The 15,156-nt window shown below is 62.4% G+C and carries 10 protein-coding genes and 1 pseudogene; 3 read left to right on the top strand and 8 right to left on the bottom strand.

Annotated elements, in window-relative coordinates; translation table 11 throughout:
• Positions 1 to 3: 3 nt before the first annotated feature.
• The 4 genes and pseudogenes from BLV18_RS18735 to rpsU all read right to left on the bottom strand — a co-directional run.
• A pseudogene (locus BLV18_RS18735) lies at positions 4 to 2,958 on the bottom strand (sensor domain-containing protein); the annotation flags it as partial.
• A gap of 367 nt (positions 2,959 to 3,325) precedes the next feature.
• Positions 3,326 to 5,170, bottom strand: a complete 1,845-nt coding sequence (gene rpoD / locus BLV18_RS18730; protein WP_049862422.1) for an RNA polymerase sigma factor RpoD — start codon at positions 5,168 to 5,170, stop codon at positions 3,326 to 3,328.
• 67 nt (positions 5,171 to 5,237) lie between these two features.
• Positions 5,238 to 7,196, bottom strand: coding sequence for a DNA primase (gene dnaG, locus BLV18_RS18725; RefSeq protein WP_090360755.1), 1,959 nt, complete (start codon positions 7,194 to 7,196; stop codon positions 5,238 to 5,240).
• Positions 7,197 to 7,503: 307 nt separating this feature from the next.
• A complete protein-coding gene (rpsU, locus tag BLV18_RS18720) occupies positions 7,504 to 7,719 on the bottom strand; it encodes a 30S ribosomal protein S21 (RefSeq protein WP_002551877.1) in 216 nt (71 codons plus the stop codon).
• A 195-nt stretch (positions 7,720 to 7,914) separates the two neighbouring features.
• Between rpsU and tsaD the strand changes: the two genes are divergently transcribed.
• The gene (gene tsaD / locus BLV18_RS18715; RefSeq protein WP_090360751.1) at positions 7,915 to 8,940 is read left to right on the top strand and encodes a tRNA (adenosine(37)-N6)-threonylcarbamoyltransferase complex transferase subunit TsaD; all 1,026 of its coding nucleotides are present in this window, start codon (positions 7,915 to 7,917) and stop codon (positions 8,938 to 8,940) included.
• 18 nt (positions 8,941 to 8,958) lie between these two features.
• Here the strand turns inward: tsaD and plsY are convergent, their stop codons facing one another.
• A complete protein-coding gene (plsY, locus tag BLV18_RS18710) occupies positions 8,959 to 9,528 on the bottom strand; it encodes a glycerol-3-phosphate 1-O-acyltransferase PlsY (RefSeq protein ID WP_049862419.1) in 570 nt (189 codons plus the stop codon).
• A gap of 74 nt (positions 9,529 to 9,602) precedes the next feature.
• Between plsY and folB the strand changes: the two genes are divergently transcribed.
• Together folB and folK are read left to right on the top strand one after the other, a co-directional pair.
• On the top strand, positions 9,603 to 9,956 hold the full coding sequence (folB, locus tag BLV18_RS18705) for a dihydroneopterin aldolase (RefSeq protein WP_090360749.1): 354 nt from the start codon (positions 9,603 to 9,605) through the stop codon (positions 9,954 to 9,956).
• Positions 9,947 to 10,462, top strand: a complete 516-nt coding sequence (gene folK, locus BLV18_RS18700) for a 2-amino-4-hydroxy-6-hydroxymethyldihydropteridine diphosphokinase (protein ID WP_090360746.1) — start codon at positions 9,947 to 9,949, stop codon at positions 10,460 to 10,462. The genes folB and folK overlap by 10 nt, the downstream gene beginning before the upstream one ends.
• Positions 10,463 to 10,932: 470 nt before the next feature.
• Here folK and BLV18_RS18695 read toward each other — a convergent pair whose 3' ends face one another.
• The 3 genes from BLV18_RS18695 to BLV18_RS18685 form a co-directional block, all read right to left on the bottom strand.
• Positions 10,933 to 12,156 carry a multifunctional CCA addition/repair protein gene (locus BLV18_RS18695; RefSeq protein WP_090360743.1) on the bottom strand — a complete coding sequence of 408 codons (1,224 nt, stop codon included), beginning with the start codon at positions 12,154 to 12,156 and terminating at the stop codon, positions 10,933 to 10,935.
• Positions 12,157 to 12,222: 66 nt separating this feature from the next.
• Positions 12,223 to 13,785, bottom strand: a complete 1,563-nt coding sequence (locus BLV18_RS18690; RefSeq protein ID WP_056845313.1) for a SpoVR family protein — start codon at positions 13,783 to 13,785, stop codon at positions 12,223 to 12,225.
• Positions 13,782 to 15,056 carry a YeaH/YhbH family protein gene (locus BLV18_RS18685; RefSeq protein WP_043192463.1) on the bottom strand — a complete coding sequence of 425 codons (1,275 nt, stop codon included), beginning with the start codon at positions 15,054 to 15,056 and terminating at the stop codon, positions 13,782 to 13,784. Before BLV18_RS18685 ends, BLV18_RS18690 begins: the two co-directional genes overlap by 4 nt.
• Positions 15,057 to 15,156: the final 100 nt, after the last annotated feature.

Genomic DNA, 15,156 nt, shown 5'->3' with positions numbered 1-15,156 from the left:
CGATTATAGCGATGGATTGCAGGGAGTGCTATCCGAAAAATCCGTAAGGCGCATACGAAGAAAGGTCGCGGCGAATCGGTCGGGGGGCAGGGGGAGGCTGACGAGGTAGCCCTGGATCTGCTCGCAGCCTTCGCGGGCGAGGAATGCTTGCTGCGCGGCAGTTTCCACGCCTTCGGCGATGACGGTCAGTTGCATGCTGCGGCCCAGGGCGATGATGGCGCGTACGATGGCGGCGTCGTGGGGGTCGTCGGGCAGGCCGCGGACGAAGGACTGGTCGATCTTGAGGATGTCCAGCGGCAGGCGCTTGAGGTAGCTCAGCGATGAGTAGCCAGTGCCGAAGTCGTCGATGGCCAGTTGCACCCCCAGGCGCTTGAGCTGATGCAACACCACCAGCGCTTCCTCGGTCTGGCTCATGATGAAGTTTTCGGTGATCTCCAGCTGCAACGACTGCGGGCGCAGATCGCTGTCGGCCAGCAGGCCTTCGATGCGCTTGAGCAGGTTGGGCTGGCGCAGTTGCGCGCCGGCCAGGTTGACCGACAGCGGGCCAAACTCGTGGTAGAGCTGTTTCCACTCGCGCAGCTGCCGACAGGCCTGCTCCAGCACCCAATCGCCGAGCTGCAGGATCATGCCGTTCTCTTCGGCCAGCGGAATGAATTGCTCGGGCGGCACGTCGCCGAAGTTGGGGTGCTTCCAGCGGATCAACGCTTCGGCACCGACCAGCAGATCCGAGTCGATGCTGAACTTGGGCTGGTAGCTCAGGCTCAGTTCGTCGCGCTCGATCGCCCGACGCAGCTCGTGCTCCAGCGCGATGCGCATGGTCGCCTGAGTGGTGAGGTCGCGAGTGTAGCTCTCCACACGGTTGCGGCCCTTGGCCTTGGAGCGGTACATGGCGGCATCGGCGTTCTTCACCAGGGTGGCGACGTCGGTGCCGTCCTGGGGATACAGGCTGGTGCCGATGCTGGCACTGGTGAAGAACTCATGGTCACCGGCCTGGAAGGGCGCAGCGAAGCAGGCCAGGACCTTGGCGGCAATGTGCTCCGCATCACTGGCGTGGGCCAGGCCCGGCAGCAGAATGATGAACTCGTCGCCGCCCAAGCGCGCCACGGTATCGATGTCGCGCACCTGTTCCTTGAGGCGCTGGGCGATGCCTTTGAGCAGCAGGTCGCCTACGGGGTGACCGAGGCTGTCGTTGATGTGCTTGAAGCGATCCAGATCCAGGAACAGCACCGCGCCTTGGCCACCGGCTTCGGTCTGGTTGGCCAGGGCGGCGGCCAGACGGCTTTCGAACAGGGTTCGGTTGGGCAGGCCGGTGAGCGGATCGTGGTGCGCCTGATAGTCCAGCCGCGCCTGAGCGTGCTTGAGGCTGGAGATGTCGGCGAACACGGCGACGAAATGGGTAATGGCCTCTTCACTGTTGCGTACCGAGCTGATGGTCAACCAACTGGGGTACAGCTCGCCGTTCTTGCGCCGGTTGCAGATCTCGCCCTGCCAATGCCCTTCGGCGGCCAGGCGATGCCACATGGCAATGTAGAACGCACTGTCGTGCTGGCCCGAGGCGAGCAGGCGAGGGGTTTCGCCCAGCACTTCCTGTTCGGAAAAACCAGTGATCTCGGTGAAGGCGCGGTTGACCATGCTGATGCGTTGCTGGGTGTCGGTGATCAGCACGCCTTCGGCCGTGCTCTCGAACACCGTCGCGGCCAGGGTCAGCTTGTGCTGCATCTGCTGGCGCTCGGTGATGTCCCGGGCAATGGTCAGCATGCAGGCATCGCCACCGATGGGCAGCGGCCGCACCGACACCTCACACAGGCGCACCTGGCCATCGATACGACGGATGCGGCAGACGAAGTCACGAACGAAGCCTTGGCGCTGCAGCTTGTCCAGCAGCCGCTTGCGCTCGTTGGGATCGGCCCAGATGCCCAGTTCGAGGGTCGAGCGATCCAGGGACGTCTTGCTCTTGTGCCCGGTCATGATGCTGAAGCCTTCGTTGACTTCGATCAGCAGCCCATCGCTTTGACGGGTCAGCAGCATGCCATCGGGCGAAGCGTGGAACGCCTTGGCGAACTTCTCCTCGGAAATCTGCAGGCGCTGCTGGGTCTGCTTGAGCTCGCTGATGTCGCGCACCACCACGACCATCGCCGCCGTGGTTTCCAGCTGGAGCGGTTCGGCCGAGAGCAGGCCGGTGAAGCGCTGGCCGTTGTCGCGGCGAAAGGTCATCTCCAGGTTGCGGATGCTGCCGCCCTGCAGGCGCTTGAGCAGTCGCGGCGCGACGCCGTCCACACCCCAGATGTCGAGCTCCGCTGCACGCCGTCCGACCACCTGTGCCGCCTTGAGGCCGATCTGTTCCTCGAAGGCTTCGTTGACCTCCAGCAGGCAGCCGTCGCTGAGCCGCGCGATGACCAGAATGTCAGGGCACTGTCGAAACACCGAGGCGAACTTCTGTTCGGACAGGCGCTGGGCTTCTTCGATCTTCTTGGTTTCACTGATGTCGATCATCAGGCCGCGCATCACCGGTCGCTGGTCATGCTTGATCAGGCTGACGATATCGCGCACCCACAGGCTGCGACCGTCCGCAGTAATTACACGGTATTCGAGGGAGTGCCCCACACCTGCAGCGGTTTGCTCGGCGCAGTATTCGCGCGCCCAGCTGGCGTCCTTCGGGTGCAGGATGCGCAGCCAGAAACCGGGCTCCAGCCAGCTCTGCAACGGGTAGCCCAGCAACGCCTCGGCATGGGGTGAGACGTAGCTGTAGGTGTAGTCGGTCGTGTCGGCTTCCCAGGCGATAGCCGATAGGCTCTCGATCAGGCCGCGGTAATGGTATTCGCTGCTGCGCAGTTCACGTTCCAGAGCGATGCGTTGGCTGATTTCCGACGTCAGACGCCGGTTGATGCGGATCACCACGCCCAGGGCAATGACCAGCATGACCAGGCCGGGCAGGCCGTAGATCAGGGCGGTGTACCAGTCACGGGTGGGCGCAGCATCGGCCGACGAGGTCTGCTGCGTGGCTGGCACACCGCCGTTTGGCGGCGCGGCAAGCAGGGGGCGCGCCTCGGCCACACTCGCGAGCAGGGGCGGATGTTCAACCAGCCCAGACGGGTAACCAGCGGGAGAAAAAGTGTCGGCGATGGCTGCCCCGGCGAGCGAAGTCAGCAGCACAAGTGCCGGCAGTCGATGCATGGCAGCCTCGTTGGACCATCGCAGGAAGGGCCAGTGTAGTCGGGCGCGGCAGCCAGCGGGAAGAGGGGGGCGAACAAACTTTGGGGTCATGGGTCCATCACGCAAAACCCCCGGCAAGGCCGGGGGTTCTGGTGGTGCTCGTCGCTGAGGCTTATTCGTCGAGGAAGGAGCGCAGGTGCTCGCTTCTCGTCGGATGACGCAGCTTGCGCAGCGCCTTGGCTTCGATCTGACGAATACGCTCACGGGTGACATCGAACTGCTTGCCGACTTCCTCAAGGGTGTGGTCGGTGTTCATGTCGATGCCGAAGCGCATGCGCAGCACCTTGGCTTCACGTGCCGTCAGGCCGCCCAGCACTTCGCGCGTGGCTTCCTTGAGGCTTTCCACGGTGGCCACGTCGATCGGCGACTGCATGGTCGAGTCTTCGATGAAGTCACCCAGATGGGAGTCTTCGTCGTCACCGATCGGCGTCTCCATGGAGATAGGCTCCTTGGCGATCTTCAAGACCTTGCGGATCTTGTCCTCGGGCATCTCCATGCGCTCGCCCAGCTCTTCCGGCGTAGGCTCGCGACCCATCTCCTGCAGCATCTGCCGCGAAATGCGGTTCAGCTTGTTGATGGTCTCGATCATGTGCACCGGAATACGGATAGTGCGCGCCTGGTCGGCGATCGAGCGGGTGATGGCCTGACGAATCCACCAGGTGGCGTACGTCGAGAACTTGTACCCGCGACGGTATTCGAACTTGTCCACCGCCTTCATCAAGCCGATGTTACCTTCCTGGATCAGATCGAGGAATTGCAGGCCACGGTTGGTGTACTTCTTGGCGATCGAGATCACCAGACGCAGGTTGGCTTCGACCATCTCCTTCTTCGCCCGGCGAGCCTTGGCTTCGCCGATCGACATGCGACGGTTGATGTCCTTGATCTCGGCGATGGTCAGACCGGTTTCCGCTTCCAGCGCGCTCAGCTTCTGCTGGCAGCGCTGAATGTCGGCCTGCAGGCGACCGATGGCCTCGGCGTACTTCGCCTTGCCGTTGGCCAGTGCATCGCTCCAGGTCTGGTCGACTTCGTTGCCAGGGAACTGGCGCAGGAAGTCGGCGCGCGGCATGCGGGCATCACGAACGCACAGCTGCATGATGGCGCGTTCCTGCTGACGCAGGCGATCCAGGGCACCACGAACACGCTCCACCAGGCCTTCGAACTGCTTGGGCACCAGCTTGATCGGCATGAACAGCTCGGCCAGCGCGAGCATCTCGGCGATGCCTTGCTTGCTGTGACGGCCATGCTTCTTCAGCGCTTTCAGGGTAACGGCGAGTTGATCGGACACGGCGCCGAAGCGCTGCTGGGCCACGACCGGATCGGGACCGCTCTCGGTCTCTTCCTCGTCGTCGCTGTCGCTTTCTTCTTCGTCGTCATCCTTGGCGTCGGCCTTGTCGGCCGGTTTCTCGACCGGCGGCGGCACCTCGGCCGGCGGCGCGATGCCGTCGTCCGGATCGATGTAGCCGCTGAGCACGTCGGACAGGCGACCACCCTCGGTGGTCACGCGGTCGTATTCGCTGAGGATATGCTCGACCGTGCCGGGGAAGTGCGCGATCGCGCCCATCACCTCACGGATGCCCTCTTCGATACGTTTGGCGATTTCGATTTCGCCTTCACGCGTCAGCAGCTCGACCGTACCCATTTCGCGCATGTACATGCGCACCGGGTCGGTCGTGCGACCGATGTCGGTCTCGACCGCTGCCAACGCCGCAGCGGCCTCTTCGGCCGCCGCTTCGTCGGTATCGGCTTCGGCCAACAAAAGGGCATCCGCATCCGGAGCACTCTCGAATACGTTGATCCCCATGTCGTTGATCATGCGGATGATGTCTTCCACCTGCTCCGGATCTGAAATATCCTCGGGCAGGTGATCGTTGACCTCCGCGTAAGTCAGGTAGCCCTGCTCACGACCACGGGTGATCAACTCTTTGATGCGAGATTGCTGTTGCGCTTTTCCGGACATAACACCCTATCCACTGAAGGTCTTGGCGGGCAAAAAACAAGCCGAGGATTATACCCGAGCTAGGACCTCACGCGCCAGTTGAGGTCGGGGTTTGTGCGTGAACATTGCGGCTGAGGAGCTCGCGCAGTTGATTCTTTTCCTCTGCGCTCAGTTCACTCTGTCTTGATTTCCTGAGCAAATGCTCGAGACAACGCTCGCGTTGGCGAGCGGACAAGCTAGTTATAGTGTCGAAAAACTGTTGTTCAAGGTTATCGGCATCGATCAGCCATTCTTTCTCGGCCAATGCGCGCAGCAACTTGCCTTGTTCGGTACCGTGCCACCGCGCGATCAACTGCAGAGAGCGTAGCTTGGGATTCTTCTGCAGGGCTTCGAGCAGTGCCACCAGTAGTTGTGCGTGCAGCTGTTCCTCGTCGGCAAAATGACTGACATCCTCCACCTTCTCCGCCAGTTGCGGATAGTGCAGCAGGGTGCGCAGTGCGCTGAGCGTGGGCGGCTCCACCGTCACCGGCGTGCGCGGCTGCGGACGCGGTTCGAAATCACGCTTGCCCTTGCCTTTCCACGGCTTGCCTTCCCATTTCTTGCCGGACGTCTTGGCCGATGTCCATTGTTGCTGTGGTTCGAAGGCCGGCGGCGCATGAAAGTCACTGAAGTCCGGCGAATAACCCGGCATCGAATCGTAATCGGCCATCGGGTCGTGGCTGGGCGTCGGCGCTGCGGGCGCGCTTTGCACCAGCTGGCTGACGGCCTCGCCACTCAAGCCGGTGATCTGGCTCAGGCGATTGCGCATCAGGGTGCGCAGGTTCGCGCCCGGTACCTTGTCGATCAGCGGCGCTGCCAGCGTCGCCATGTGCGCCTTGCCTTCCAGCGAGCGCGGATCGGCTTCTTCGGTCAGTTGCTGGAAAAAATAATCCGCCAGCGGCTGCGCGTGTTGGTTGATGCGAGCCCGGAAGGCGTCGGTGCCTTCGGCGCGCACCAGGGTGTCCGGATCTTCGCCTTCGGGCAGAAACAGAAAGCGCGCCTTGCGCCCATCCTGCAGGCTCGGCAGCGCAGCTTCCAGCGCGCGCCAGGCGGCATTGCGGCCGGCCTGGTCGCCGTCGAAGCAGAACAGCACGCTGGGCACCACGCGAAACAGACGCTTGAGGTGCTCCTCGCTGGTGGCCGTGCCCAGGGTCGCGACGGCGTTGCGCAAGCCTTGCTGAGCCAGGGCAATGACATCCATGTAGCCCTCGACGACGATGATCTCGTCAAGGTTGCGGTTGTGCTTGCGTGCTTCGTACAGACCGTACAGCTCCTGGCCCTTGTGGAACACCGGGGTTTCCGGGGAGTTCAGGTACTTGGGCTTGTCGTCGCCCAGCACCCGGCCACCGAAGGCGATGACCCGCCCGCGGCTGTCGCGGATGGGGAACATCACGCGGTCGCGGAAACGGTCGTAGCGCTTGCCCGAGTCGGCGTTTTCCACCAGCAGGCCCGCATCGATCATGGCTTTCTGCTGAAGGCTGTCGCTGCTCAGGTGCTTGAACAGGTTATCCCAGCCCGGCGGTGCGAAGCCCAGGCCAAAATCGCGCGCGATCTCGCCGGACAGGCCGCGGCCCTTGAGGTAGTCGACGGCCGCCCGGCGTTGCGGGTGCCCCTTGAGCGCCAGGCGATAGAATTCTGCGGCGGCTTCGAGCAGTGGGTACAGCGGTGAGTCGGTGGGCTGGCGCGGCTTGCTGTTGCGCCCGCTGTCTTCGCGCGGCACTTCCATACCGGCGGCCTTGGCCAGTTCCTCGACGGCCTGGGGAAAGTCCAGGTTGTCATGGTCCATGATGAAGCCAAGGGCGTTGCCACCGGCGCCACAGCCGAAACAGTAATAGAACTGCTTGTCGGGGCTGACGCTGAAAGAGGGGGTCTTTTCCTTGTGGAAAGGGCAGCAGGCCGTGTAGTTCTTGCCGGCTTTCTTCATTTGCAGACGTGACTGCACCACATCGACGATGTCGGTACGGTTGAGCAGGTCGTCGATGAAGCCTTGGGGAATCAGCCCGGCCATGGCGTTCTCTTTATCAGCAGCCCAGGAGCGGAAGTGTACCCATTGGAAATCGGTCTGGCAGGTTTTGCAGCGCAGATTTCTATGTCGGAAACGTCTCTGCGTTCAACGGCGCCTTGGGCAGCAGTCGAAGGAGGGCGTTACCAACGGAATAAGTGTGCTCGTCTGCAGCCTTGCAAGGCTCGTCAGGATGACGTGCACGATCTGGCAATGAAGCCAGTTCTGACGTTTGAGGCGGGGTACTGCGGCAACTGCCGGCAGCCCGGCTGTGGGCCGGGCAAGGCAGAAGCTTGCGACGAACGTCTGTGTATTAGTACAGACGAACGGCGCGGCGCTGTTCGCGCTGGACTTTCTTGGCGTGACGTTTGACAGCGGCTGCTGCCTTGCGCTTACGCTCCGAAGTCGGCTTCTCGTAAAATTCGCGGCTACGAACTTCAGCCAGTACACCGGCTTTTTCGCAGGAGCGCTTGAAACGACGCAGAGCTACGTCGAAGGGTTCGTTCTCTTTAACTTTGACGGCTGGCATCCAGAGCTACCTTCATTCATTACCGGGGTCGACATCTCATGGCAAAAGCGCGCATAAGTACGTCGGTTTTTAAGGGTTGCGGATGTTAACCCTTACCCAGCAGGAATGCAAAGCCTCTGATCGAAAACCGCTGGTCGGTGCTCTGTTCGACGACTATCATGCGCGCCTTCGAATACAGCTCCACAAGGCCTGGCCATGCTAGTACTGGGATTGGAAACGTCCTGCGACGAAACCGGTGTCGCATTATACGACAGTGAACGCGGCTTGCTGGCCGATGCGCTGTTCAGCCAGATCGACCTGCATCGCGCCTATGGCGGGGTGGTGCCCGAGCTTGCCTCGCGCGACCACGTCAAGCGCATGCTGCCGCTGATCCGTCAGGTCTTGGCCGAGGCCGACTGCGCGGTGACCGAGATCGACGCCATCGCCTATACCGCCGGCCCCGGCCTGGTCGGCGCGCTGCTGGTCGGCGCCTCTTGCGCCCAGGCGCTGGCATTCGCCTGGGACATACCGGCGTTGGGCGTTCACCACATGGAAGGCCATCTGCTGGCACCCATGCTGGAAGAGCAGCCGCCGCAGTTTCCGTTCGTTGCCCTGCTGGTGTCCGGCGGCCATACGCAATTGGTCCAGGTCGACGGCATTGGCCAGTACGCCTTGCTCGGCGAGACCCTGGACGATGCGGCCGGGGAAGCCTTCGACAAGACTGCCAAGCTGATCGGCCTGAACTACCCGGGCGGCCCGGAGATTGCCCGCCTGGCCAGACAGGGCGTAGCCGGGCGCTTCACCTTCCCGCGGCCGATGTGCGACCGCCCTGGCCTGGATTTCAGTTTCAGCGGTCTGAAGACCTTCGCGCTCAACACCTGGCAGCAGTGCCGCAGCGCTGGCGACGACGGTGAGCAGACTCGCTGCGATATCTCCCTGGCGTTCGAGCAGGCGGTGGTCGATACGCTGACCTACAAATGCCGCCGGGCCTTGAAGCAGACCGGCCTCAAGCGCCTCGTGATCGCCGGTGGGGTGAGTGCCAACCAGTCGTTGCGCCAGGGCCTGGAAAAGATGCTGGGCGAGCTGGGTGGCAACGTCTATTACGCCCGCCCGCAGTTCTGCACCGATAACGGTGCCATGATCGCCTATGCTGGATGTCAGCGTCTGTTGGTCGGGCAGCAGGAAACCCTGGCCATCAGTGTCCAGGCACGTTGGCCGATGGAGCAATTGCCAGCGCTCTGAACGCGCCGGCCAGCCTGCTCAGAAGTGCCGCTCGCGGCCAGCGAACAGATCGCGCAGGTTGCCGCGGTGACGCCAGATGATCAGGATGGTCAGCACGCTCAGGGGCAGCAGTGTCTCTGGGCGTTGCCAGGCCAGCAGCGGCAAAGTCAGTGGCGTGGCGATCAGGGCTGCGAGTGAACTGGTGCGCGTGAGCCGAAAGGTCAGCGCCCAGGCAGCCATGGCCAGCAGCGCGGCAGGCGGGTACAGGCCCAGCAGCAGGCCGGCGGAGGTGGCCACGCCCTTGCCGCCCTTGAAGCGGAAATACAGCGGAAACAGGTGGCCGATCACCGCGCAGAGCCCGATCCAGGCTTGCTGTGCGAGCGTCATCCCGGCTTGCGCGGCAATCAGTACCGGCAGCAAACCCTTGCACAAGTCGCCCAGCAGAGTGAGGATGGCGAGCTTTTTACCGGCCAGGCGTAGCATGTTGGTCGCGCCGGCGTTGCCCGAACCGCTCATTCGCGGGTCGGGAGTGCCCGTCGCGCGGCTGAGCACGATAGCGAAGGACAGCGAGCCGAGCAGGTAGGCGCCAAGCGCCAGCAACCAGAACATGCTTTATTTCCGGGTAGGGAAACCCTTGATTCTAACGGCGCCAGGCGCCCTTGTCGTGCTGCGGAGTGAAGTGCTTGGACAGAGTGTTTATCGAAGGCCTGGAAGTCGACACGGTGATCGGCGCCTATGATTGGGAGCGTGACATTCGTCAGTGCCTGCGTCTGGACCTGGTATTCGCCTGGGACAACCGTCCGGCTGCCGCGGGCGACGACCTGACGCTCGCGCTGGACTACGCGACCGTCTCGCAGCGCATCCAGGCCTTTGCCGCCCAGGCGCGCTTCGAGCTGGTCGAGACCTTCGCCGAGCGCCTTGCCCAATTGCTGATGAGCGAATTCGGTATTCCCTGGCTGCGGCTCAAAGTCACCAAGCCCGGTGCCGTCGCGGCGGCGAAGGGTGTGGGCGTGGAGATCGAGCGCGGATGTCGCTGAATCGAATTTATCTGGGCCTGGGCAGCAACGTCGATCGCCAGCGTCATCTGTGCGCCGGCCTCGACGCGTTGGCCGCCTTCCTCGTGGACCTGCGTTGCTCGGCCGTATTCGAAAGCCAGCCGGTGGGCATCAAGAGCGGCCCGTTCTTCAACCTGGTGGTCACCGCGCTGACCGATCTGCCGTTGGCGGAGCTGGACCGCCGGCTGAAATTCATCGAGGCCGACAATGGCCGCTACGCCCCGGACCGCAAGGGGCTGCCGCTGGATATCGATGTATTGTTGTACGCCGACCTGGTCGGCAACTTCGATGGGCTGATATTGCCGCGTGCCGAAATTCTGAAAAACGCGTTCGTCCTGTGGCCATTGGCGCTGATTGCACCAGAGTTGGTGCATCCGGGTACAGGTGTGAGTCTTGGCCGGTTGTGGCGCGAGGCGAGTATCGACCAGGTATTGGCGCCTGTCCCCTTCGAATGGCGCGGACAGCAGTTGACCCCTGCCACGCTTTAGATCGCTTGCGCCTTCTTCGCGGGCAGAGACCCGCTCCCACAGGTGATCACACTTACCTGTAAGAGTGGGCCTCCCAGGTGATCCCACGTCCCCATGAGAACCCCAGGTGATCCCACTTTCCCATGGGAACCCCAGGTGATCCCACGTCCCCATGAGAACCCCAGGTGATCCCACGTCCCCATGGGAGCCCCAGGTGATCCCACGTCCCCATGGGAGCCCCAGGTGATCCCACGTCCCCATGGGAGCCCCAGGTGATCCCACGTCCCCATGAGAACCCCAGGTGATCCCACTTCCCCATGGGAGCCCCAGGTGATCCCACTTCCCCATGGGAGCCCCAGGTGATCCCACTTCCCCATGGGAACCACAGGTGATCCCACTTTCCCATGGGAACCCCAAGTGATCCCACGTCCCTGTGGGAGCGGGTCTCTGCCCGCGAAGAGGCCCGCAAAGCCACCCTCAACCATCCCCATTCAAACGCCCGCCTTATACTCCTTCAACACCTCCAACCGTGCCCGTTTCAACGCCTCACCCAGCGCCTGCCCCTTGAACCCTTGAGCAACTAGCGGCTGAACCGCCACACCCCGCGCCGCCGCAGCCGCACCGCGCAGATAATCCGCCTGAGGGTACTCTCGCCCCTCGAATCCCAACCGTCCACGCGCGTCCATTTCGCACGCCATGATGAACTCCTCGAAGCGCTGGGGACGCCGGTACACGTCGAAGTTCTGCAACAGTTCCAGCAAGGTCGACGGTTTGAGCTCCAGAGCCCGATGCCCATGGGTATGGTATTCACCGACCAGCACCGCCAGCTCCTGGCAATCCTTGGGCACCTTGAAGCGCTCGTTGACCGCCTTGATCAACTTCACGCCGCGCTGCTCGTGAGCGATATGCCGCGGCCACTCGCTGGGTCGCGTGGTGCCCTTGCCCAGATCATGCAACAGACACGCCCAGCGCACGGTCAGTGGTTGCTCATGCCGCGCGGCCTGTTCCAGCACGCTCAAGGTATGCACCCCGGTGTCGATCTCCGGATGATGAGCAGGCGGTTGCGGTACGCCGAACAACGCGTCCACTTCGGGGAGCAATTGTTCCAGCGCTCCGCAGTCGCGCAGCACCTGAATGAACACGTGTGGGTGCGCTTCCAACAGCGCCCGGGAAATTTCCTTCCAGCTGCGTTCGGCTGTCAGGGCCAGCAACTCGCCCGATTCGCTCAGCTGACGCATCAGTTGCAAGGTCGGTTCGGCCACTCGAAAACCCAGTCCGGCATAGCGGGCAGCGAAACGCGCGACTCGCAGTACGCGCAGGGGATCTTCGATGAAGGCGGGGGAGACGTGCTTGAGCAGGCGGTCATGCAGGTCTTGCTGGCCACCGTAGGGGTCGATGATCCGACCTTCGTCGTCCTCGGCCATGGCATTAATGGTCAGGTCGCGCCGCGACAGGTCCTCTTCAAGGGTGACGTCCGGGCTGGCATGGAACACGAAACCACCGTAGCCGCGGCCGCTTTTGCGCTCGGTACGCGCCAGGGCATATTCTTCGCCGGTCTGCGGATGCAGAAACACCGGGAAATCGCTGCCGACTGGCCGGTACCCGTCAGCGAGCATTCGCTCGGCGCTGGCACCCACGACCACGCGATCGATGTCGGTGACGGGTATACCCAGAAGGCGATCGCGCACCGCGCCGCCCACTTCATAGATCTTCATTGCAACACCTCCGATGGCCGCGAAGGATAACACCTAGCCACCGAAGGTTTGCCCAGTGCACCGGCCTCAGAGGTGCACGACGTTGAGGTCCGCCCGCCCATGGCTGCCGTCCGTGTGCTCGTTGCGCGGCGGCACGTGGTGCGTCTTGACCAGTTGATCGCCCTGCAGCGTCTCCAAATGGATGTCGAAGCCCCACAAACGGTGCAGGTGCTTGAGCACTTCCTCGGTGGATTCACCCAGCGGCTTGCGGTCGTGTTGCTGATGGCGCAGGGTCAATGAGCGGTCACCGCGTCGATCGATGCTCCAGATCTGCACGTTGGGCTCGCGGTTGCCCAGGTTGTATTGCGCCGCCAGGGTCTCGCGGATCGTGCGATAGCCGTTCTCGTCGTGGATCGCGGGCACCAGCAGTTCGTCACGTTGGTCGTCGTCCATGATGCTGAACAGCTTCAGGTCGCGGATGACCTTGGGCGACAGGTACTGCAGGATGAAACTCTCATCCTTGAAGCTGCTCATGGCGAACTTGATCGTCGACAACCAGTCACTGCCGGCAATCTCGGGAAACCAGCGGCGGTCCTCGTCGTCCGGGTGTTCGCACATGCGCCGTATGTCCCGGTACATGGCAAAACCCAGCGCATAGGGGTTGATACCGTTGTAGTAAGGGCTGTCGAAACCCGGCTGGAACACTACGCTGGTGTGCGACTGCAAAAATTCCATCATGAAGCCGTCGGTGACCAGGCCCTCGTCGTAGAGGTCATTCATCAGGGTGTAATGCCAGAACGTCGCCCAGCCTTCGTTCATCACCTGGGTCTGGCGCTGGGGGTAGAAGTACTGCGCGATCTTGCGCACGATCCTGACGATCTCGCGTTGCCACGGCTCGAGCAGCGGCGCGTGTTTCTCGATGAAGTACAGGATGTTCTCCTGCGGTTCGGCCGGGAACCGGGCGTTGTCCTCCTCGCGGTTCTTGTCGGCGCCTTTGGGGATGGTGCGCCATAGATCGTTGATCTGGCGCTGCAGGTGTTCTTCGCGGTCGGCCTGGCGGCGACGTTCCTCCTCGGCGGAAATCGGATACGGACGCTTGTAGCGGTCGACGCCGTAGTTCATCAGGGCGTGGCAGGAATCGAGCAGGTCTTCCACGGCATCGATCCCATGGCGTTCCTCGCACTTCATGATGTAGGACTTGGCGAACACCAGGTAATCGATGATCGAGCTGGCGTCGGTCCAGGTGCGGAATAGGTAGTTACCCTTGAAGAAACTGTTGTGCCCATAGCAGGCGTGAGCCACTACCAGCGCTTGCATGCAGATGGTGTTCTCTTCCATCAGGTAGGCGATGCACGGATCGGAGTTGATGACGATCTCGTAGGCCAACCCCATCTGACCGCGCGTGTAGGACTTCTCGGTACTGAGAAAGTGTTTGCCGTAGGACCAGTGGTGATAGCCCAGCGGCATGCCGACCGAAGCATACGCATCCATCATCTGCTCGGCCGTGATCACCTCGATCTGGTTGGGGTAGGTGTCCAGCGCATAGCGCTCGGCGATGCGGCTGATTTCCCGGTCATAGGTCTGGATGAGCTCGAACGTCCATTCCGAGCCCGTGGAGATGGGTTGACGCTTCTGCTCTCTGGCGGTCATGTCGCTAACCTGCGCTGGAAGAGTTCACGGAAGACCGGATAGATATCCCCGGCCGACACCAGCTGTTGCTGGGCGAACGTATCGGCGAACGACTCGCTGATGCGCTCGTATTCGTACCACAGCGCCTGATGTTCGCGCGGCGTGATCTCCACATAGGTGTAGTACTGCACGAACGGCATGATCTGCTTGGTGAGGATTTCCCGACAGATGGGCGAGTCGTCGTTCCAGTTGTCGCCGTCCGAGGCCTGGGCGGCATAGATGTTCCATTCGTTGGTCGGGTAGCGCGCCGCCATGATTTCCTGCATCAGTTTCAACGCGCTGGAAACGATGGTGCCGCCCGTCTCGCGAGAGTAGAAGAATTCTTCTTCGTCAACTTCGCGGGCGCTGGTGTGATGACGGATGAACACCACCTCGATCTTGTCGTAGTTACGCTTGAGGAACAGGTACAGCAGGATGAAGAACCGCTTGGCGATGTCCTTGGTTGCCTGAGTCATGGAGCCGGACACGTCCATCAGGCAGAACATCACCGCCTTGGAGCTTGGGTTGGGGTGTTTGACCAGCAGGTTGTACTTCACGTCGAAGGTGTCGAGGAAGGGCACTCGATGGATGCGGGCGCTGAGCTTCTCGATTTCCCCCATCAGGGCCTGGATGTCACCAAAGTTGTCTGGCTCTTCGATCTTCAGGCGTTCGAGTTCGAGCTTGGCCGCCTTGAGCTTGGCGCGGCTGCTGCCCGAGAGCGCGATGCGCCGCGCGTGGGCGGAGCGCAGGGTGCGGATGATGTTGATGCGTGAGGGGTTGCCCTCGTTGCTGATCCCGGCGCGCACCGTCTTGTAGGTGTCGGTACCGCTGAGGTTGCGCTTGACCAGGTTGGGCAGTTCGAGGTCTTCGAACATGAATTCGAGGAATTCTTCCTGGGTGATCTGGAACACGAACTCGTCCATGCCCTCGCCGGAGTTGCCCGCCTTTCCAGGCCCTTTGCCGCCACCGCCACCGCCTTGGGGGCGAGCGATGTGTTCACCGGCCGTGAACTCCTTGTTGCCGGGGTGCACCACGGTCTGCTTGCCACCACGGCCGTGATGCAGCACCGGTTCGTCGATGTCTCGACCGGGAATGCTGATCTGCTCGCCGTGTTCCATGTCGGTGATGGAGCGGCGGCCGACCGCTTCTTCCACAGCCTTCTTGATGTGGTCACGGTAACGCCGCAGAAATCGCTGGCGGTTCACCGTGCTCTTGTTCTTGCCATTGAGGCGTCGGTCGATCACATAGCTCATTAGGCCTCCGGGCAGCCTGGCTGCAAGCCACAAGTCGAGAGCGGCGAGGCGCCCGGACGGTCCTGTCCGTCCGGGCCCTTCGCTGCCTGAAGCTTACCGC

The sequence above is a fragment of the Pseudomonas coleopterorum genome (assembly GCF_900105555.1).
Classification (GTDB): Bacteria; Pseudomonadota; Gammaproteobacteria; order Pseudomonadales; family Pseudomonadaceae; genus Aquipseudomonas; species Aquipseudomonas coleopterorum.
Note: the sequence above shows the minus strand (reverse complement) of the source record. Positions and strands in the feature narration are given on the sequence as shown.